Origin of the sequence: Cellulomonas uda (assembly GCF_006538705.1) — a bacterium.
Classification (GTDB): Bacteria; Actinomycetota; Actinomycetes; order Actinomycetales; family Cellulomonadaceae; genus Cellulomonas; species Cellulomonas uda.
Genome location: NZ_BJLP01000015.1, coordinates 50,689 through 69,507, shown reverse-complemented (window position 1 = coordinate 69,507; position 18,819 = coordinate 50,689). Strand labels below are relative to the sequence as shown.

General features: G+C 75.2%; 16 protein-coding genes. All 16 read left to right on the top strand.

Features of this window, described 5'->3' with window-relative positions; all coding sequences use genetic code 11:
* Window positions 1–90 precede the first annotated feature (90 nt).
* The 16 genes from CUD01_RS06115 (at window position 91) to CUD01_RS06040 (ending at window position 18,816) form a co-directional block, all read left to right on the top strand.
* Complete coding sequence (locus CUD01_RS06115) at window positions 91–888, top strand: putative protein N(5)-glutamine methyltransferase (RefSeq protein ID WP_141319530.1); 798 nt, start codon at window positions 91–93, stop codon at window positions 886–888.
* Between the two features lie 110 nt (window positions 889–998).
* On the top strand, window positions 999–1,664 hold the full coding sequence (gene pyrR / locus CUD01_RS06110) for a bifunctional pyr operon transcriptional regulator/uracil phosphoribosyltransferase PyrR (protein WP_141319528.1): 666 nt from the start codon (window positions 999–1,001) through the stop codon (window positions 1,662–1,664).
* Entirely contained in the window at window positions 1,661–2,674 is a 1,014-nt protein-coding gene (locus CUD01_RS06105; protein ID WP_094179981.1) for an aspartate carbamoyltransferase catalytic subunit, read from the top strand. The genes pyrR and CUD01_RS06105 overlap by 4 nt, the downstream gene beginning before the upstream one ends.
* The gene (locus CUD01_RS06100; protein ID WP_141319526.1) at window positions 2,671–3,987 is read left to right on the top strand and encodes a dihydroorotase; all 1,317 of its coding nucleotides are present in this window, start codon (window positions 2,671–2,673) and stop codon (window positions 3,985–3,987) included. Before CUD01_RS06105 ends, CUD01_RS06100 begins: the two co-directional genes overlap by 4 nt.
* Window positions 3,984–4,532 carry a PH-like domain-containing protein gene (locus CUD01_RS06095; RefSeq protein ID WP_244937684.1) on the top strand — a complete coding sequence of 183 codons (549 nt, stop codon included), beginning with the start codon at window positions 3,984–3,986 and terminating at the stop codon, window positions 4,530–4,532. The genes CUD01_RS06100 and CUD01_RS06095 overlap by 4 nt, the downstream gene beginning before the upstream one ends.
* The gene (gene carA, locus CUD01_RS06090) at window positions 4,529–5,752 is read left to right on the top strand and encodes a glutamine-hydrolyzing carbamoyl-phosphate synthase small subunit (protein WP_141319524.1); all 1,224 of its coding nucleotides are present in this window, start codon (window positions 4,529–4,531) and stop codon (window positions 5,750–5,752) included. Before CUD01_RS06095 ends, carA begins: the two co-directional genes overlap by 4 nt.
* Window positions 5,752–9,078, top strand: coding sequence for a carbamoyl-phosphate synthase large subunit (gene carB / locus CUD01_RS06085; RefSeq protein WP_141319522.1), 3,327 nt, complete (start codon window positions 5,752–5,754; stop codon window positions 9,076–9,078). Before carA ends, carB begins: the two co-directional genes overlap by 1 nt.
* Complete coding sequence (gene pyrF / locus CUD01_RS06080) at window positions 9,075–9,950, top strand: orotidine-5'-phosphate decarboxylase (protein WP_141319520.1); 876 nt, start codon at window positions 9,075–9,077, stop codon at window positions 9,948–9,950. The genes carB and pyrF overlap by 4 nt, the downstream gene beginning before the upstream one ends.
* Before the next feature lie 280 nt (window positions 9,951–10,230).
* Entirely contained in the window at window positions 10,231–10,542 is a 312-nt protein-coding gene (gene mihF, locus CUD01_RS06075) for an integration host factor, actinobacterial type (RefSeq protein ID WP_094179986.1), read from the top strand.
* 88 nt (window positions 10,543–10,630) lie between these two features.
* Window positions 10,631–11,200: a guanylate kinase gene (gene gmk / locus CUD01_RS06070; protein WP_141319518.1), complete on the top strand. Its 570-nt coding sequence runs from the start codon at window positions 10,631–10,633 to the stop codon at window positions 11,198–11,200.
* Between the two features lie 62 nt (window positions 11,201–11,262).
* Entirely contained in the window at window positions 11,263–11,526 is a 264-nt protein-coding gene (gene rpoZ, locus CUD01_RS06065; protein ID WP_094179988.1) for a DNA-directed RNA polymerase subunit omega, read from the top strand.
* An 11-nt stretch (window positions 11,527–11,537) separates the two neighbouring features.
* A complete protein-coding gene (gene coaBC, locus CUD01_RS06060; protein WP_141319516.1) occupies window positions 11,538–12,734 on the top strand; it encodes a bifunctional phosphopantothenoylcysteine decarboxylase/phosphopantothenate--cysteine ligase CoaBC in 1,197 nt (398 codons plus the stop codon).
* Window positions 12,735–12,771: 37 nt separating this feature from the next.
* The gene (gene metK / locus CUD01_RS06055; RefSeq protein WP_141319514.1) at window positions 12,772–13,974 is read left to right on the top strand and encodes a methionine adenosyltransferase; all 1,203 of its coding nucleotides are present in this window, start codon (window positions 12,772–12,774) and stop codon (window positions 13,972–13,974) included.
* Between the two features lie 82 nt (window positions 13,975–14,056).
* Window positions 14,057–16,141 (top strand): primosomal protein N', encoded by a 2,085-nt coding sequence (locus CUD01_RS06050; RefSeq protein WP_141319512.1) that lies wholly within the window; start codon window positions 14,057–14,059, stop codon window positions 16,139–16,141.
* A 93-nt stretch (window positions 16,142–16,234) separates the two neighbouring features.
* Window positions 16,235–17,224: a methionyl-tRNA formyltransferase gene (fmt, locus tag CUD01_RS06045; RefSeq protein ID WP_141319510.1), complete on the top strand. Its 990-nt coding sequence runs from the start codon at window positions 16,235–16,237 to the stop codon at window positions 17,222–17,224.
* Window positions 17,221–18,816, top strand: a complete 1,596-nt coding sequence (locus CUD01_RS06040) for an RsmB/NOP family class I SAM-dependent RNA methyltransferase (RefSeq protein ID WP_141319508.1) — start codon at window positions 17,221–17,223, stop codon at window positions 18,814–18,816. Before fmt ends, CUD01_RS06040 begins: the two co-directional genes overlap by 4 nt.
* Window positions 18,817–18,819: the final 3 nt, after the last annotated feature.

The following is an 18,819-nucleotide window of genomic DNA, read 5'->3' as shown; positions in this document are numbered from 1 at the left end:
CCCCCGCCCTTCTCGCGTCCGCGGGCGTGCCCGCGGGCGCCGCCGGCGCCGTGTCCGCGGGCGCCGCCGGCGCCGTGGGAGGGTGACCGGGTGACGAGCGAGGTCGAGGTCGTGGCACGGCTGCGCGCCGCAGGGTGCGTGTTCGCCGAGGAGGAGGCCGCGCTGCTGCTCGCGCACGCGGCCGACGGCGGTCCGGACGTCCCGGCCCTCGACGCGCTCGTCGCGCGGCGCTGCGCGGGGGAGCCCCTCGAGCTCGTCGTCGGGTGGGCGTCGTTCGCGGGGCTGCGCGTCACGGTCGCGCCGGGCGTGTTCGTCCCGCGGCGCCGCACCGAGCTGCTGGTGGCCGTCGTCGACGGCCTGCTCCAGGCCCGGGCCGCGCAGGTCCCGCCAGTCGTCGTGGACCTCTGCTGCGGGACCGGCGCGCTCGCCGCGGCGGTCGCCGCGCGCTGGCCGCACGCGCAGGTGCACGCGGCGGACGTCGACCCCGCCGCGGTCGCGTGCGCGCGGCGCAACGTCCCGCTCGTGCACGAGGGCGACCTGTTCGACGCGCTGCCCGGCGCACTGCGCGGTCGGGTCGACGTGCTCGTCGCGAACGCCCCCTACGTGCCGTCCCACGCGATCGCGACGATGCCGACCGAGGCGCGCGACCACGAGGCGCTCGTCGCGCTCGACGGGGGAGCGGACGGCCTGGACCTGCAGCGGCGGATCGCCGCCGACGTGGCCGGCTGGCTCGCGCCGGGCGGGTACGTCGTCGTCGAGACGAGCCCGCGTCAGGCCTCGACGAGCGCGCGGCTGCTGCGGGCGGCGGGGCTCGCGGTCCGCACGGCACGCGACGACGAGCGCGACGGCACCGCGGTGGTCGGTCGCCGCACGCCGAGCTCTGCGTGAGCCACGTCGCACGGACACGGACCCGGGTCGACGGGGCCCAGGCGGTAGGGTGGCGAGGACCGCTGACCTTCCTTTAACTCCCGTCCCGTGAGGCGGGGAAGGAGTCGCTCATGAACGCTGCCCTGCCCACACCGTCCGACGGCGGCCCCGCACCGGGTCCCGCGTCGGAACACCCCGACACCCCTGCGGAGCAGCGGGAGAGCGCGACGGCGACCGTCGTGCTCGGGGAGGCCGAGATCGGCCGGGCGCTGACCCGGATCGCGCACGAGATCCTCGAGCGGAACAAGGGTGGCCAGGACGTGGTCCTGCTCGGCATCCCGACGCGCGGTGTCCCGCTCGCGCACCGTCTCGCGGCGCGCATCGCGGACGTCGAGCCGGGGCTGGACGCCGACCGGCTCGTCGGGAGCCTCGACGTCACGATGTACCGCGACGACCTGCACCAGCAGCCCACGCGGTCCATCGGCACGACCCAGGTGCCGGGTGACCTCGAGGACAAGGTGGTCGTCCTCGTCGACGACGTGCTGTTCTCGGGCCGCACGATCCGCGCGGCGCTCGACGCGATCTCCGACCTGGGACGCCCGCGCGCGGTCCAGCTCGCGGCGCTCGTCGACCGCGGCCACCGCGAGCTGCCCATCCGTGCGGACTTCGTCGGCAAGAACCTGCCGACCTCGCAGTCCGAGCGCGTGCGTGTGCTGCTCAGCGAGCGCGACGGACGCGACGCGGTGCTGATCGAGGGCTCGGCCGACGAGCCGACGACTCCGGGGGGTGCCGCGTGAAGCACCTGCTCTCGGCGGGCGACCTGACCCGCGACGAGGCCGTCCTGATCCTCGACACGGCCGGGCAGATGGCCGCGACCCAGGCGCGCGAGATCAAGAAGCTCCCGACGCTGCGCGGCCGGACGGTCGTCAACCTGTTCTTCGAGGACTCGACGCGCACCCGCATCAGCTTCGAGACGGCCGCCAAGCGACTGTCGGCGGACGTCATCAACTTCTCGGCCAAGGGGTCGAGCGTCTCCAAGGGCGAGTCGCTCAAGGACACCGCGCTGACGCTGCAGGCCATGGGCGCGGACGCGGTCGTGATCCGGCACCAGGCGAGCGGTGCGCCGCAGACGCTCGCGGCGTCGGGCTGGACGCACGGCGCGGTCGTCAACGCGGGTGACGGCACGCACCAGCACCCGACGCAGGCGCTGCTCGACGCGTACACGCTGCGCCGCCACCTCGTCGGCGCCGGCGGCACGCGGGACACGACGGGCCGCGACCTCGACGGTCTGCACGTGGCGATCGTCGGCGACGTCCTGCACAGCCGCGTCGCCCGCTCGAACGTCCAGCTGCTGCACACGCTGGGGGCGCAGGTCACGCTCGTCGCGCCGCCGACGCTGGTCCCCGTGGGGGTCGAGGCGTGGCCGTGCGACGTGAGCTACCGGCTCGACGACGTGATCGCGGACGGCAAGCCCGACGCGGTCATGATGCTGCGCGTCCAGCGCGAGCGGATGTCGAGCGCCGGCGGCGGCTTCTTCCCGAGCCCGCTGGAGTACACGCGCGGCTACGGGCTCGACGCGCGTCGCCTCGAGGCGCTGCCCGAGCACGCGATCGTGCTGCACCCCGGACCGATGAACCGCGGTCTGGAGATCTCCGCGGACGCGGCGGACAGCCCGCGCGCCGTGATCGTCGAGCAGGTCGCGAACGGCGTCGCGGTCCGCATGGCGGTGCTGTACCTGCTGCTGGCGGGCGGGCCGACGACGCCCGCCGCGACGCCGCAGCCCACCTCGAACAGGAGTGCCGAGTGACCACGTACCTACTGCGCGACGTCTCACCGCTGGGCGCCGAGCGCACCGACCTCCTCCTCGCCGACGGCGTGGTCGCGCAGATCGGCACCGGGCTCGACGCACCGCAGGACGCGGTCGTCGTCGACGCGAGCGCCCTGGTCGCGCTGCCCGGCCTGGTCGACCTACACACCCACCTGCGCGAGCCGGGCCGCGAGGACGCGGAGACCATCGCGACGGGCACGCGCGCCGCGGCGGTCGGCGGGTTCACGGCGGTGCACGCGATGGCGAACACGACGCCGACGCAGGACACCGCGGGCGTCGTCGAGCAGGTGTGGCACCTCGGACGCCGCGCGGGCTGGGTCGACGTCTTCCCGGTCGGTGCCGTGACGGTCGGGCTCGAGGGCGAGCGGCTCGCCGAGCTCGGTGCGATGGCCGACTCCGCCGCGCGCGTGCGCGTGTTCTCCGACGACGGCAAGTGCGTGCACGACCCGGTCGTCATGCGGCGCGCGCTCGAGTACGTCAAGGCGTTCGACGGCGTCGTCGCGCAGCACGCGCAGGAGCCGCGGCTGACCGCCGGCTCGCAGATGCACGAGGGCGTCGTGTCCGCCGAGCTCGGTCTCGCGGGCTGGCCCGCGGTCGCCGAGGAGGCCGTCATCGCGCGTGACGTGCTGCTCGCCGAGCACGTCGGCTCGCGCCTGCACGTGTGCCACCTGTCGACGGCCGGGTCCGTCGAGATCGTGCGGTGGGCCAAGTCGCGCGGCATCGACGTGACGGCCGAGGTCACGCCGCACCACCTGATGCTGACCGACGAGCTCGCGCGCGGGTACGACCCGATCTACAAGGTCAACCCGCCGCTGCGCACGCAGGCCGACGTCGAGGCTGTGCGCGAGGGCCTCGCGGACGGCACCATCGACATCGTGGCGACCGACCACGCGCCGCACCCCCGCGAGGACAAGGACTGCGAGTGGGCCGCGGCCGCGTTCGGCATGACCGGTCTGGAGACCGCGCTGTCCGTGGTCCAGGAGGCGATGGTCGACACCGGGCGGATGACGTGGGCTGACGTGGCGCGCGTCCTGTCGACGGCGCCCGCGCGCATCGGCCGCGTCGACGACCGGCACGGGCGTCCGATCGCGGTGGGGGAGCCCGCCAACCTCACGCTCGTCGACCCGGCCGCGCGCCGCGTCGTCCGGCCCGAGGCGCAGGCCACGAAGTCGGTGAACTCGCCGTTCCGCGGCCGCGAGCTGCCCGGCGCGGTCGTCGCGACGTTCCTGCGCGGGCGCGCGACGGTGCTGGACGGCGTGCCGTGCGACGACGACGTGGCGGTGGCGAGGTGACCGCCCGGCAGGCCGTCACGATCGGCGCGATGCTCGTCCTGCTCGTGCTGGCCCTGTGGGGCGCGCGCGTGGGGTGGGAGCGCCGCCGACGACGCACGCTGGCCGCGGTACCGACGATCCCCGCGGTGCCGGACGAGCTCGGTGCGCTGCTCGCGGGCCCGTTCGACGCGATCTACGTCTCGACGACCCTCGCGGGCGACTGGCTCGAGCGGGTCGTCGCGAACGACCTGGGCGTGCGCAGCCCGGCGCAGGTGAGCGTCCACGACACGGGTGTGCTGGTGCGTCGCACCGGTGCGCACGACGTCTTCGTCCCACGCGCCGCGCTGCGCGGCGTCGCCCGGGCACCCGGCATCGCCGGGAAGGTCGTCGGCCGCGACGGTCTCGTCGTCGTGAGCTGGCTCCCGCCGGGCGCCGCGGACGACCGCGGATTGGACACCGGCCTGCTGCCCCGGCACGCGGCCGACCGCGAGGCCCTGGTGGCCGCGGTCGCCGCCCTCGAACCTCAGACCCCCGCCGCCCCGGGCGGCAACCAGGAGATGCCATGACGGACACCACCACGGACACCACCACCGCCGCGACGACGACCTCGGCCACCCGCCGGGAGCCCGCCCGCCTCGTGCTCGAGGACGGTCGCAGCTTCGCGGGCCAGGCGTACGGCGCGCGCGGCACCACGCTCGGCGAGATCGTCTTCAACACCGGGATGACCGGGTACCAGGAGACGCTCACCGACCCCAGCTACCACCGCCAGATCGTCGTGATGACCGCGCCCCACATCGGCAACACGGGCGTCAACGACGAGGACCCCGAGTCCGGGCGCATCTGGGTCGCCGGGTACGTCGTGCGCGACCCCGCACGCGTGCCGTCGAGCTGGCGCTCCCGCCGGACGCTGGACGACGAGCTCGCGGCGCAGGGCGTCGTCGGGATCTCCGGCCTCGACACGCGCGCCCTCACGCGGCACCTGCGCGAGCGGGGCGTCATGCGGGCCGGGATCTTCTCGGGCGAGGCGCTGGGGGACAAGACGGACTCCGAGCTGCTCGAGGAGGTCCTGACGGCGCCCGCGATGGTGGGCGCCGACCTCGCGGGCGAGGTCACGACGAGCGAGCCGTACGTCGTGGAGGCGCTCGACGAGGACGGCGCACCGCTCGCGCAGCCGCGCGCGGTCGTCGCCGCGGTCGACCTCGGCATCAAGTCGATGACCCCGCAGCGCATGGCCGAGCGCGGCATCCGCGTGCACGTGCTGCCGTCGACGTCGACGATCGAGGACGTCCTCGCGACCGGCCCGGACGGCGTGTTCTTCTCGAACGGCCCCGGTGACCCCGGCGCCGCGACGCACGAGATCGAGCTGCTGCGCGAGGTCCTCGACCGGCGGATCCCGTTCTTCGGCATCTGCTACGGCAACCAGCTGCTCGGGCGTGCGCTCGGGTTCGGGACGTACAAGCTCGGCTACGGGCACCGCGGCGTGAACCAGCCGGTCGTCGACCGGGCGACGGGGAAGGTCGAGATCACCGCGCACAACCACGGCTTCGCGGTCGACGCGCCGCTCGACGGCGAGACCGTCGCGCCGCACGACGGCGGTCGCTACGGGCGCGTCGTCGTGTCGCACGTCGACCTCAACGACGACGTCGTCGAAGGGCTGCAGGCGCTCGACCTGCCGGCGTTCTCGGTGCAGTACCACCCCGAGGCCGCGGCCGGCCCGCACGACGCCGCCTACCTGTTCGACCGCTTCCTCGACCTCATGCACTCGACCACGAAGGGCGCCGCCTGATGCCTCGCCGCACCGACATCTCCAGCGTCCTGGTCATCGGGTCCGGCCCGATCGTGATCGGCCAGGCGTGCGAGTTCGACTACTCGGGCACGCAGGCCTGCCGCGTGCTCAAGGAGGAGGGCCTGCGCGTCGTCCTCGTGAACTCCAACCCGGCCACGATCATGACGGACCCCGAGTTCGCGGACGCGACGTACGTCGAGCCCATCACGACCGAGGTGCTGACCTCGATCATCGCCAAGGAGCGTCCCGACGCGATCCTGCCGACGCTGGGCGGCCAGACCGCGCTCAACGCCGCGATCGCGCTGGACGAGGCCGGGGTCCTGGAGAAGTACGACGTCGAGCTCATCGGCGCCAACATCCCCGCGATCCAGAAGGGCGAGGACCGCGAGCAGTTCAAGCAGGTGGTCGAGGTGTGCGGCGGGGAGTCCGCGCGCTCCGCGATCGTGCACACCATGGACGACGCGCTCGCCGCGGTCGTCGACCTCGGCTACCCGGTGGTCGTGCGCCCGTCGTTCACGATGGGCGGACTGGGCTCGGGCATCGCGTACGACGAGGCGGACCTGCGCCGCATCGTCGGGCAGGGCCTGCACTACTCGCCGACCACCGAGGTGCTCCTCGAGGAGTCGATCCTCGGCTGGAAGGAGTACGAGCTCGAGCTCATGCGCGACAAGCACGACAACGTCGTGGTCGTCTGCTCGATCGAGAACGTCGACCCGGTCGGGGTGCACACCGGCGACTCCGTCACGGTCGCTCCCGCGCTGACGCTGACCGACCGCGAGTACCAGCGGCTGCGCGACATCGGCATCGCGGTCATCCGCGAGGTCGGCGTGGACACCGGCGGCTGCAACATCCAGTTCGCGGTCGAGCCGACGACGGGGCGCGTCGTCGTCATCGAGATGAACCCGCGCGTGTCGCGCTCGTCGGCCCTCGCGTCGAAGGCGACCGGCTTCCCGATCGCGAAGATCGCCGCGAAGCTCGCGGTGGGCTACACGCTCGACGAGATCCCCAACGACATCACGGGCTCGACGCCCGCGTCGTTCGAGCCGACGCTCGACTACGTCGTCGTGAAGGTCCCGCGGTTCGCGTTCGAGAAGTTCCCGGCGGCCGACCCGACGCTGACGACCACCATGAAGTCGGTGGGCGAGGCCATGGCCCTCGGGCGCAACTTCACCGAGGCGCTCGGCAAGGCCATGCGGTCGATCGACAAGAAGGGCTCGGTGTTCCACTGGGCCGGCGAGGTGGCGTCGGGTGCGGAGCTCGACGCGCTCGTGGAGAGCATCGCCCGCCCGACCGAGGGGCGTCTGATCGACGTCCAGCAGGTGCTGCGCGCGGGCGTGAGCGTCGAGACGGTCTACGAGCGCACGGGCATCGACCCGTGGTTCCTCGACCAGGTCGTGCTCGTCAACGAGGTCGCGGAGGAGACCCGCACGGCTGCTGCGCTCACGCGCGACGTGCTGGAGCACGCCAAGCGCCACGGTCTGTCGGACGCGCAGATCGCGCAGCTGCGCGGCACCACCGAGGACGCGGTGCGCGGCGCGCGGCACGCGGTGGGCCTGCGCCCGGTCTACAAGACCGTCGACACGTGCGCCGCGGAGTTCGCGGCGCTCACGCCGTACCACTACTCGACGTACGACGAGGAGACCGAGGTGGCGCCGCGCGAGCGTCCCGCGATCCTCATCCTCGGGTCGGGGCCCAACCGCATCGGGCAGGGCATCGAGTTCGACTACTCGTGCGTGCACGCCGCGCTGACGCTCAAGGGCGAGTACGAGACCGTCATGGTCAACTGCAACCCCGAGACCGTCTCGACGGACTACGACACGTCCGACCGGCTCTACTTCGAGCCGCTCACGTTCGAGGACGTGCTCGAGGTCTACACCGCCGAGCTCGCGGCCGGACCGGTCGCCGGCGTCATCGTGACGCTCGGTGGCCAGACGCCGTTGTCGCTCGCGCAGCGCCTGCAGGACGCGGGTCTGCCGATCCTCGGCACCGCACCCGATGCGATCGACGCCGCCGAGGACCGCGGCGAGTTCGGCAAGGTGCTCGAGGCCGCGGGCCTGCCCGCGCCGGCGTTCGGCACGGCCACGACGCTCGCCGGTGCGCGCGACACCGCGCGCCGCATCGGGTTCCCGGTGCTCGTGCGTCCGTCGTACGTCCTCGGCGGCCGCGGCATGGAGATCGTCTACGACGAGACGCAGCTCACCGAGTACGTCGAGCGCGCGCTCGAGAACGCCGCCGACGGCGGTCGCACGGGCACGCTCTCGCCGCTGCTGATCGACCGGTTCCTCGACGACGCGATCGAGATCGACGTCGACGCGCTGTTCGACGGCGAGGAGCTGTTCCTCGGCGGCGTGATGGAGCACATCGAGGAGGCGGGCATCCACTCGGGCGACTCGGCCTGCGTGCTGCCGCCCGTGACGCTCTCGCTCGCCGAGCTCGAGCGCATCCGGCTCTCGACGGAGGCGATCGCGCGCGGGGTCGGGGTGCGCGGCCTGCTGAACATCCAGTTCGCGCTCGTCAGCGACGTCCTGTACGTGCTGGAGGCGAACCCGCGTGCGTCGCGCACCGTGCCGTTCGTCTCGAAGGCCACGGGCGTCTCGCTCGCCAAGGCCGCGGCGCACGTCATGACCGGCAAGACGATCGCGCAGCTCAAGGCGCAGGGGCTGCTCCCGGCCGCGGACGCCTCGGTGCTCGACCTCGAGGCGCCCATCGCGGTCAAGGAGGCCGTGCTGCCGTTCAAGCGGTTCCGCACGGGCGACGGCCACGTGGTGGACACGGTGCTCGGGCCCGAGATGCGCTCGACGGGCGAGGTCATGGGTTTCGACACCGACTTCCCGACGGCGTTCGCGAAGTCCCAGGACGCGGCGTTCGGCGGTCTGCCCGACGCGGGCAAGGCGTTCATCTCGGTCGCCGACCGGGACAAGCGCTCGATCGTGTTCCCGGTCAAGCGCCTCACGGAGCTCGGCTTCGAGATCCTCGCGACCGAGGGCACCGCGACCGTGCTGCGGCGCAACGGGATCCGCTCGACCGTGGTGCGCAAGAACTCGGCCGGTCGTGGCCCGCAGGGCGAGCCGACGATCGTCGACCTGATCGTCGCGGGTGAGGTCGACATGGTCGTCAACACGCCGTCCGGCCAAGGCGCGCGAGCGGACGGGTACGAGATCCGGGCGGCCACGGTCGCGGCGGACAAGGCACTCGTCACGACGGTCCAGCAGCTCGGCGCGGCGGTGCAGGCGATCGAGGCGGCCCAGGCGGGGCCGTACGCGGTCACGAGCCTGCAGGAGCACGAGAGCGCGACGGCGGCCCGCCGCGAGGCGGTCACCGCGTGAGCGCGGCGGGAGAGCGGGCGCCCTTCGGGGCGCGGCTGGCCGCTGCCATGGCCGCGCACGGCCCGCTGTGCGTCGGTATCGACCCGCACGCGAGCCTGCTCGACGCGTGGGGCCTGCCCGACGACGCCGAGGGGCTGCGGCGCTTCGCGCTGACGGTCATGGAGGCGGTCGGTGGCCGTGTCGCGGCGGTCAAGCCGCAGGCGGCGTTCTTCGAGCGCCACGGCTCGCGCGGGCTGGCGGTGCTCGAGGAGGTCGTCGCGGCGGGTCGCGACGCCGGCACGCTCGTCGTCGTCGACGCGAAGCGCGGCGACATCGGCTCGACGATGGGCGCGTACGCCGACGCGTTCCTGCGCGACGGCTCGCCGCTCGCGGGTGACGCGCTCACGGTCTCGCCGTTCCTCGGGTTCGGGTCGCTCGCACCCGCGGTCGACCTCGCGCTCACCGCGGGTCGCGGGCTGTTCGTCCTGTGCCTCACGTCGAACCCCGAGGGGCGTGACGTGCAGCACGCGGTGGCGCCGGACCCGACGACCGGCGCGCCCCGCTCGGTCGCGGCCGCCGTCGCCGCGCAGGCCGCCGCGCTCAACGCGGGCGCGCATCCGCTCGGCTCGGTCGGGCTCGTCGTGGGAGCGACCGTCGGTGACGCCGCCCGGTCCACCGGGACCGACCTGGTGGCCGTCAACGGCCCGCTGCTGGCCCCGGGAGTGGGTGCGCAGGGTGCCGGTCCCGACGAGCTGCGCGCGGTGTTCGGCGAGGCGCGGGGGCGTGTGCTGGCCTCCTCGTCGCGCGGGGTGCTGCGTGCCGGCCCGGACGTCTCGTCCCTGCGCGCGGCGGCGCTGCGCGCGGCGCAGGAGGCCGCAGCGGCACTGGGCTGACCCGTCCGGACGGGACTGAACCGGTTCGTGGGCGGGGTGCGCCCGGGCGAGGTCGCGCCCCCCGCCCACCGGCGTGCCCGGCTCCGCTCCGTTCCCGCAGGTCGTGGGTCCGTCTTGTCGGGCGTGTTCACATTGCCGACCCCTGGGGCGGTCGCTAGGTTCACAGGTGCAGCCCGCGATCACGCGGGCGCCGGTCCGGTCAGGGGGCGGGCTTCTCGCCCCAGGTCCGCTCCGTTCAGGCAGCTGGGCTGGTGAAGCTCTGGATGAGAAGGTGACGCGCGTGGCACTCCCTCCGCTGACTCCCGAACAGCGCGCTGCAGCGCTGCAGAAGGCCGCCGCTGCCCGGCAGGCCCGTGCCGAGGTGAAGAACCGCCTCAAGTACTCGCAGGGCAGCCTCTCCGAGGTCATCGCCCAGGGTCAGCAGGACGAGACGATCGGCAAGCTCAAGGTCGTGTCCCTGCTCGAGTCGCTCCCGGGTGTGGGGAAGGTCAAGGCCCGGGCGATCATGTCCGACATCGGCATCTCCGAGACCCGCCGCGTGCGCGGGCTCGGCCCGCACCAGGTCGACGAGCTCGTCAAGCGGTTCGGCTGAGGTAGGGTCGCGCTGCGTCGTCGGACGTCCCGTGCGGACGGTCCGGCGACGCAGCCGCGTACCCCCGAGCGAGGAGTTCTCAGCCGCGATGACCACGACGCCCGCGCGGTTGACCGTGCTCGCGGGACCCACGGCCGTCGGCAAGGGGACGGTCTCGGCCGACGTCCGCGCGCGCTACCCGCAGGTGTGGCTGTCGGTGTCCGCGACGACGCGCGCACCGCGTCCCGGCGAGGTCGACGGCGTGCACTACCACTTCGTCTCGGCCGAGGAGTTCGACCGCATGGTCGACGACGGCGAGCTGCTGGAGTGGGCGGTGGTCCACGGGCGCAACCGCTACGGCACGCCGCGCGGTCCCGTGCAGGAGCGGCTCGCGGCCGGTGTGCCGACGCTGCTGGAGATCGACCTGCAGGGCGCTCGGCAGGTGCGCGAGACGATGCCGGACGCGCGGTTCGTGTTCCTGGCACCGCCGTCGTTCGACGAGCTGGTGCGCCGCCTCGTGGGCCGCGGCACCGAGGACGCCGAGGAGCGCGAGCGCCGGCTCGCCACCGCACGCGTCGAGCTCGCGGCCGAGTCCGAGTTCGACCACGTCGTCGTCAACGACGACGTGACCCGTGCCACGGACGAGCTCGTGCGCGTCATGGGCGTGGTCCCTGCGTGACCCGCGGGTAGACTCGTCTCAGCTCGTCCTCTGATCCCACCCCTCGAACTCGGGAGTCCTCCGTGTCCGGAACCGTCGCCGCCCCCACGGGCATCACCGACCCGCCGATCGACCAGCTGCTCGAGCGTGCCGACTCGAAGTACGCGCTCGTCCTGTACTCGGCCAAGCGCGCGCGCCAGATCAACGCGTACTACTCGCAGCTCAACGAGGGCCTGCTCGAGTACGTCGGCCCGCTCGTCGAGACGCGTCCGCAGGAGAAGCCGCTGTCGATCGCGATGCGCGAGATCGACAAGGGCCTGCTGACGGTCGAGGCCACCGAGGGCTGAGACCCACGCGCGTGCGCATCGTCCTGGGTGTCGCGGGCGGTATCGCCGCCTACAAGGCGGTCCTGCTGCTGCGCGCGCTGCGCGAGGCGGGGCACGAGGTGCGCGTCGTGCCCACGCGTGCGGCGCTCGAGTTCGTCGGGCGCCCCACGTGGGAGGCCCTGTCGGGCCAGCGCGTGACCACCGACGTCTTCGAGGACGTCGACGAGGTCGCGCACGTCGCGATCGGTCAGCACGCGGACCTCGTCGTCGTCGCGCCCGCGACCGCGGACCTGCTCGCGCGCGCCGCGTCGGGCCAGGCCGACGACCTGCTGACCGCGACCCTGCTGGTCACACGGGCACCCGTGCTGCTCGCGCCGGCGATGCACACGGAGATGTGGGAGCACCCGGCCACCGTCGCCAACGTCGCGACCCTGCGGTCGCGCGGTGTGCACGTGCTCGACCCCGCCTCGGGGCGGCTCACGGGGGCGGACACCGGCCCCGGCCGCCTGCCGGAGCCGGACGAGATCGCCGCGGCCGCCCTCGCTCTCGTCGACGCACGCCCGGCCGACCTGGCGGGGCTGCACGTCGTGGTGTCCGCGGGGGGCACGCGCGAGCCCGTCGACCCGGTGCGCTACCTGGGCAACCGGTCCTCGGGACGGCAGGGTGTCGCGCTCGCGCGGGCCGCGCTCGCGCGCGGTGCGCGTGTGACGCTCGTCGCCGCGAACCTGGCCGTGCCGCCGCCCGGGGGCGTCGACGTGGTGACGGTCGGGACGGCAGCGCAGCTGCGCGACGCCGTGCGCACCGCGGCGAAGGACGCCGACGTCGTCGTCATGGCGGCGGCCGTCGCCGACTTCCGGCCGGTCAGCCCGGCCGACGCCAAGATCAAGAAGCGCGAGGGCGCCGCGGCGCCCACGATCGAGCTCGTCGAGACGGTCGACGTGCTCGCCGAGCTCGCGCGTGACCGTGTCCGCCCAGGTCAGGTCGTCGTCGGGTTCGCCGCCGAGACCGGGGACGCGCACGGCAGCGTGCTCGAGCACGGCCGCGCCAAGGCGCTGCGCAAGGGCGCCGACCTGCTCGCCGTCAACGCCGTGGGGGACGGGCTCGGCTTCGGCACCGAGGACAACGAGGTGACGATCCTCGACGCGGCGGGCCGTCCCGTGGCCAGCGCGCGCGGCAGCAAGGACGACGTCGCGCACGCGCTGTGGGACGCGGTCCGCGCGCTGGTGTGAGCGCGGGGACCCCCGCGCACGCGATTACGCTGGTCCCATGACTGTTCCCGCGATGCGCCTCTTCACGTCCGAGTCGGTGACGGAGGGGCATCCGGACAAGATCTGCGACCAGATCTCGGACGCGATCCTGGACGCGATCCTCGAGCAGGACCCGGTCGCCCGGGTCGCGGTCGAGACCATGGTGACCACCGGTCTGGTGCACGTCGCGGGCGAGGTCAGCACCGAGGCGTACGTCGAGATCCCGCAGATCATCCGCCAGGTCGTGCGCGGGATCGGGTACACGTCGTCGCACATCGGCTTCGACGGCGAGTCGTGCGGCGTGTCCGTGTCGATCGGCCAGCAGTCGCCCGACATCGCGATGGGCGTCGACAAGTCGATCGAGGTCCGCCAGGACGCGGACGACCACGACGAGCTCGACCTGCAGGGCGCGGGCGACCAGGGCCTGATGTTCGGCTTCGCGTCGGACGACACGCCGTCGCTCATGCCGCTGCCCATCTGGCTCGCGCACCGCCTGTCCGAGCGCCTCGCCCAGGTCCGCAAGGAGGGCACGGTCCCCGGCCTGCGGCCCGACGGGAAGACGCAGGTGACGATCGGGTACGAGGGGGACCGCCCGGTCCGGCTCGACGCGCTGGTGCTGTCCACCCAGCACGAGCCGGACGTGCAGCTCGACACGCAGCTGCGCCCGGCGATCCTGGAGCACGTCATCCGCCCGGTCCTGGACCAGGTGGACCTCGACACGTCGTCGTACGACCTGTTCGTCAACCCGACCGGCCAGTTCGTGGTCGGCGGTCCGCAGGGTGACGCGGGCCTGACGGGACGCAAGATCATCGTCGACACGTACGGTGGCTGGGCGCGGCACGGCGGTGGCGCGTTCTCGGGCAAGGACCCGTCGAAGGTCGACCGCTCCGCGGCGTACGCGATGCGGTGGGTCGCCAAGAACGTCGTCGCGGCCGGGCTCGCACGCCGGTGCGAGGTGCAGGTCGCGTACGCGATCGGCAAGGCCCACCCCGTGGGGCTGTACGTCGAGACGTTCGGCACCGGCGTCGTCGACGACGCCCGGCTCACCGAGGCGATCCGGCAGGTGTTCGACCTGCGGCCCGCGGCGATCATCCGCACGCTCGACCTGCAGCGGCCCATCTACCGGCAGACGGCGGCGTACGGGCACTTCGGCCGTGAGCTGCCGGACTTCACGTGGGAGCGCACGGACCGGGTCGACGAGCTGCGTGCGGCGGTCGGCTGACCCGGACCGTCGTGCTCGCGGGCGGCGCGGGCCCGTCCCGGGCCGACCGCGCCGCGTGGGCCGGTGATGGTGAGATGACCCCGTGGACCCGGAGCAGCTGACGCTCGAGGGCGTGCCCGCACCGCGGGCGCGCCGGCGTCCGCGCGCCGCCACGGCGGCGGTCGCGCAGACGCTGCCCGTCGCCCGCGTGTGCGTCGACCTGCCGCCCGCGCACCTCGACCGCACCTTCGAGTACCTCGTGCCCGCCACGATGGCCGACGACGCCGTCCCCGGCACGCGCGTCAAGGTGCGGTTCGGCGGGCAGGACGCCGACGGCTACGTGCTCGAGCGCGTGGCGACGGCCGATCACGACGGGGCACTGGTCCCGCTGCGTCGCCTCGTGTCGCCCGAGCCGGTGCTCACGCCGCAGGTCGCGCGGCTCGCGCGCGCGGTCGCGGACCGGTGGGCCGGGACGCTGGCGGACGTGCTGCGCCTCGCCGTCCCGCCGCGCCACGCGCGGGTCGAGGCCGAGGTGCAGGCCACCGAGCCCGCGCTCGTGCCGCCGCCGTCACCCGACGCGACCGCGTGGGCGGACTACCGCGGGGGGTCCGCGTTCGTGCAGCACGTCCGGGGCGGGGGAGCGCCGCGCGCGGTGTGGACCGCGCTGCCCGGGGACGTCGACGAGCGGTGGCCCGCGGCGGTCGCACAGGCCGCCGCCGCCGCGGTGCTGGGCGGCCGGGGCGCGCTGGTCGTCCTCCCGGACGGACGTGACGTCGACCGCGTGCTCGACGCGCTCGCCGCCGCCGACGTCCCGCGGTGGAGCCCCGGGGTGCGCGGCGGCGCGGTCCGGCTCACGGCCGAGGAGGGGCCGGCTGCCCGGTACCGCGCGTTCCTCGCGGCCGTCCGGGGCCACGCGGACGTGGTCGTCGGGACGCGGGCGGCGGCGTTCGCGCCGGTGCACGACCTGGGCCTGGCCGTCTGCTGGGACGACGGCGACCCGCTGCACGCCGAGCCGCGTGCGCCGTACCCGCACGTGCGCGAGGTCCTCGCGCTGCGCTCCGACCTCGAGGGCGCGGCGCTCCTCGTCGGCGGGCACGGGCGCACGGTCGAGGCGCAGGCACTCGTCGCGTCGGGGTGGGCGCGCGACGTGAGCGCGGACCGCGGCCGGGTCCGCGCCCGCACGCCGCGCGTGCAGGCTCTGACGTCCACCGAGCTCGCGCGTGAGGGCGCTGCCGCGGCAGCCCGCCTCCCCACGCCCGCGTGGCGCACGATCCGCGACCGGCTCGCGGACGGTCCCGTGCTGGTGCAGGTCCCGCGGGCGGGCTACCTGCCCGCGGTGGCGTGCGGGCGCTGCCGCGCGTCGGCCCGCTGCACCGCGTGCCACGGGCCGCTCGGGCTGCACCGCGCGGACGGCAGCCCGACGTGCGCCTGGTGCGGCCGGATGGCGACCGACTGGCGCTGTGACGAGTGCGGCGCGTCCGCGCTGCGGTCGGTGCGTGTCGGCTCGGAGCGGACCGCGGAGGAGCTCGGGCGGGCGTTCCCGGGCGTGCCCGTGGTCGTGTCCGGCGCACGCGCCGCGAGCGGCGTCGTCGCGCAGGTGCCCGACCGCCCCGCGCTCGTCGTCGCGACCCCCGGCGCGGAACCGGTCGCGCCCGCGGGCTACGCCGCGGCCGTGCTCCTGGACGCGGCGGTCTCGACCGCCGGCTCGGCTCTCGGTGTGCTGCCCGACGCGGTGCGGCGCTGGCTCACGGCGGCCGCGCTCGTGCGCCCCGTGGGCGAGGGCGGGGTCGTCCTGCTCGTCGGGGACGCGGAGCCGCGCGCGTCGCAGGCCCTCGTGCGCTGGGACCCCGCGGGTCTCGCGGAGCGCGAGCTCGACGAGAGGGCCGTGCTCGGGCTCCCGCCGAGCGTGCGCATGGCGTCCGTCACCGGCACGCGGGAGGCCGTCACGGCGGTCGTGCAGCGGGTGCGGGCCGCGCCGCTGCCGGCACCGCTCGACGTCCTCGGTCCCGTGCCGGTCGCGGGCGCGGAGCGGGGCGCGTTCGAGCCCGACGTGCGCACGTTGCTGCGGGTGCCGCGCAGCGCCGGTGCGGCGCTGGCCACCGCCGTCGCGGCGTCGCTCGGTGTGCGGTCGGCGCGGCGCGAGGGCGGCACGGTGCGCGTCCAGCTCGACCCCTCGGACCTGGGCTGAGGGGCCGCCGAGGTCCGGGCCGTCGCGTGCGCCGACGAGCGCGGTCGTCACCGCGTGCGGCTGCCGGCCGCGTGCGCTCCTAGGATCGAGCCCATGCGTCTGCTGTTCGCCGGAACCCCGTCGCCCGCGCTGGCGAGCCTCGAGGCCCTCCTCGCTTCCCGCCACGAGGTCGTCGCCGTCCTCACCCGTCCCGACGCCCGCTCGGGCCGCGGACGGTCGCTCACCCCGAGCCCCGTCAAGGAGCGCGCGCTCGAGGCCGGCATCCCCGTGATGACGCCCCGCACGCTGCGCGACGACGCGGTCGTCGAGGAGATCCGCGGTCTCGGCGTCGACGCGGCGCCCGTCGTCGCGTACGGCGCCCTCGTGCCGCCGGCGCTGCTGGCGGTGCCGGCGCACGGCTGGGTGAACCTGCACTTCTCGGTGCTGCCCGCCTGGCGCGGCGCGGCGCCCGTGCAGCACGCCATCATGGCCGGCGACGAGGTGACCGGCGCGACGACGTTCCTGCTCGAGGAGGGGCTCGACACCGGCCCCGTGCTCGGCACGCTCACCGAGACGATCCGGCCCCGCGACACCTCGGGCGACCTGCTCGACCGGCTCGCGGTCGCGGGCGCGACGCTGCTCGTGCGCACCCTCGACGCGCTCGAGGACGGGCACCTCACGCCCGTCGCCCAGCCGCTCGACGGGGTCAGCCACGCGCCCAAGGTCGAGGTGGAGGACGCGCGCGTGCGGTGGGGCGCGCCCGCGCACGTCGTCGACCGCCGCATCCGCGGCTGCACGCCCGCCCCGGGCGCGTGGACGACGCTGCCCGACGGCTCGCGGCTCGGCCTCGGTCCGGTCACGCAGGTGCCCGACGTCACGGACCTCGCGCCCGGCGAGGTGCGCGCGGGCAAGCACGACGTGCTCGTCGGGACCGCGGGGCACGCGGTGCGGCTCGGTGACGTGACCCCCCCGGGCAAGCGGGCGATGCCCGCCGCGGACTGGGCGCGCGGGGCACGGCCTGCCGAGGGCACGGTGCTGGGCACCGTGGTCGCCGGGGCCGGCATGCTCGGCGGCGGCAGCGGGCTCGCCGGCGGCGCGGCGTGAGCCCGCAGGCCGGCGGCGAGCAGCCCCGCCGGGGCGAGGGCCGTGGCCGCGGTCCGGGCGACCGGGGCGCGCAGGACCGCCGCGGCGCCGACGACCGGCGTGACGCGCGCGGCCGCCAGCGTGGCGCGGCGCGTGCCGAGGGGCGTGGGCAGCGGTCGGCGCAGGCACCGTCGCAGCGTGCGCGGACGGCGGACGTCGCGCGCGCGACGGCGTACGACGTGCTGCGCGCGGTCGACGAGGGCGACTCGTACGCCAACCTCGTGCTGCCTCCGCTGCTGCGCGAGCGTGGGGTGCGGGGCCGGGACGCGGCGTTCGCGACCGAGCTGACGTACGGCACGTTGCGGCTGCGCGGGCGTTACGACGCCGTGGTCGAGCAGGCCGCCGGGCGTGACGTCACGCGCATCGACCCGCCCGTGCTCGACCTGCTGCGCCTCGGCGTGCACCAGCTGCTCGGCATGCGCGTGCCGGCGCACGCGGCCGTCTCGCAGACGGTGGGGCTCGCGCGTGAGCGCGCGGGCGCGGGTGCGTCCCAGTTCGTCAACGCGGTGCTGCGCGCTGTCGCGCGCGAGGACCTGGACGCGTGGCTCGCGCTGGTCGGTGATGCGGCGGACCCGCAGGAGACCGACCCCGTCGCGCGGCTCGCGGTCACGCAGAGCCACCCCGAGTGGGTCGTCCGGGCGCTGCGCGAGGCCCTCGTGGGCGACGGCCGCGCGGCCGACGACGTCGGCGACCTGCTCGCGGCGGACAACGCGGCGCCGCGCGTCGCGCTCGTCGCCCGGCCGGGTCTGGTGACGACCGCCGAGCTGTGCGAGCAGGCCGGTGCCGAGGCGGAGCCCGGCCGGGTGTCGCCCGTGGCCGTGCTGCCGGGCGGCGGCGACCCCGCGGGCGTCGAGGCCGTGCGCACCGGCCGGGCGGGTGTGCAGGACGAGGGCAGCCAGCTCGTCGCGCTCGCGCTCGCGGCGGCGCCGCTGGAGGGCCGCGACGAGCGCTGGCTCGACCTGTGCGCGGGGCCGGGCGGCAAGGCGGCGCTGCTCGCGGCCCTGGCCGCGCAGCGCGGTGCCCGGCTCGTCGCGAACGAGGTCCAGCCCCACCGTGCGCGGCTGGTCGAGCAGTCGCTGCGGGCGGTGCCGGCGAGCGCTGTCGAGTCGGTGCGCACGGGCGACGGGCGCGAGGTCGGGGCGGCCGAGCCGGGCGCGTTCGACCGCGTGATGGTCGACGCGCCGTGCACAGGGCTGGGCGCGCTGCGGCGCCGGCCCGAGTCGCGGTGGCGGCGCACCCCCGCGGACCTCGTGGGTCTCGCGGCGCTGCAGCGCGAGCTGCTCGGCTCGGCGCTGCGGGCCGTGCGGGCCGGGGGAGTCGTCGCGTACGTGACGTGCTCGCCCCACCTGGCCGAGACGCGGCTCGTCGTGACCGACGCGCTGCGCGCCGCGGCGAAGGCCGGGCTCGAGGTCGAGACGCTCGACGCGCGTGCCGTGGCGCGCGAGGTCGCCGCCGGGCCGCTGGACCTCGTGGGCGACCGGCTGGACCTGCAGCTGTGGCCGCACGTGCACGGCACGGACGCGATGCACCTGACCCTGCTGCGGCGCCGATGAGGA

Excerpts from the sequence above, each read along its gene's own strand:
- fmt (WP_141319510.1), top strand. The coding sequence starts at position 16,235 with ATGCGTCTGCTGTTCGCCGGAACCCCGTCGCCCGCGCTGGCGAGCCTC.
- carB (WP_141319522.1), top strand. The coding sequence starts at position 5,752 with ATGCCTCGCCGCACCGACATCTCCAGCGTCCTGGTCATCGGGTCCGGC.
- pyrR (WP_141319528.1), top strand. The coding sequence starts at position 999 with ATGAACGCTGCCCTGCCCACACCGTCCGACGGCGGCCCCGCACCGGGT.
- carA (WP_141319524.1), top strand. The coding sequence starts at position 4,529 with ATGACGGACACCACCACGGACACCACCACCGCCGCGACGACGACCTCG.
- gmk (WP_141319518.1), top strand. The coding sequence starts at position 10,631 with ATGACCACGACGCCCGCGCGGTTGACCGTGCTCGCGGGACCCACGGCC.
- metK (WP_141319514.1), top strand. The coding sequence starts at position 12,772 with ATGACTGTTCCCGCGATGCGCCTCTTCACGTCCGAGTCGGTGACGGAG.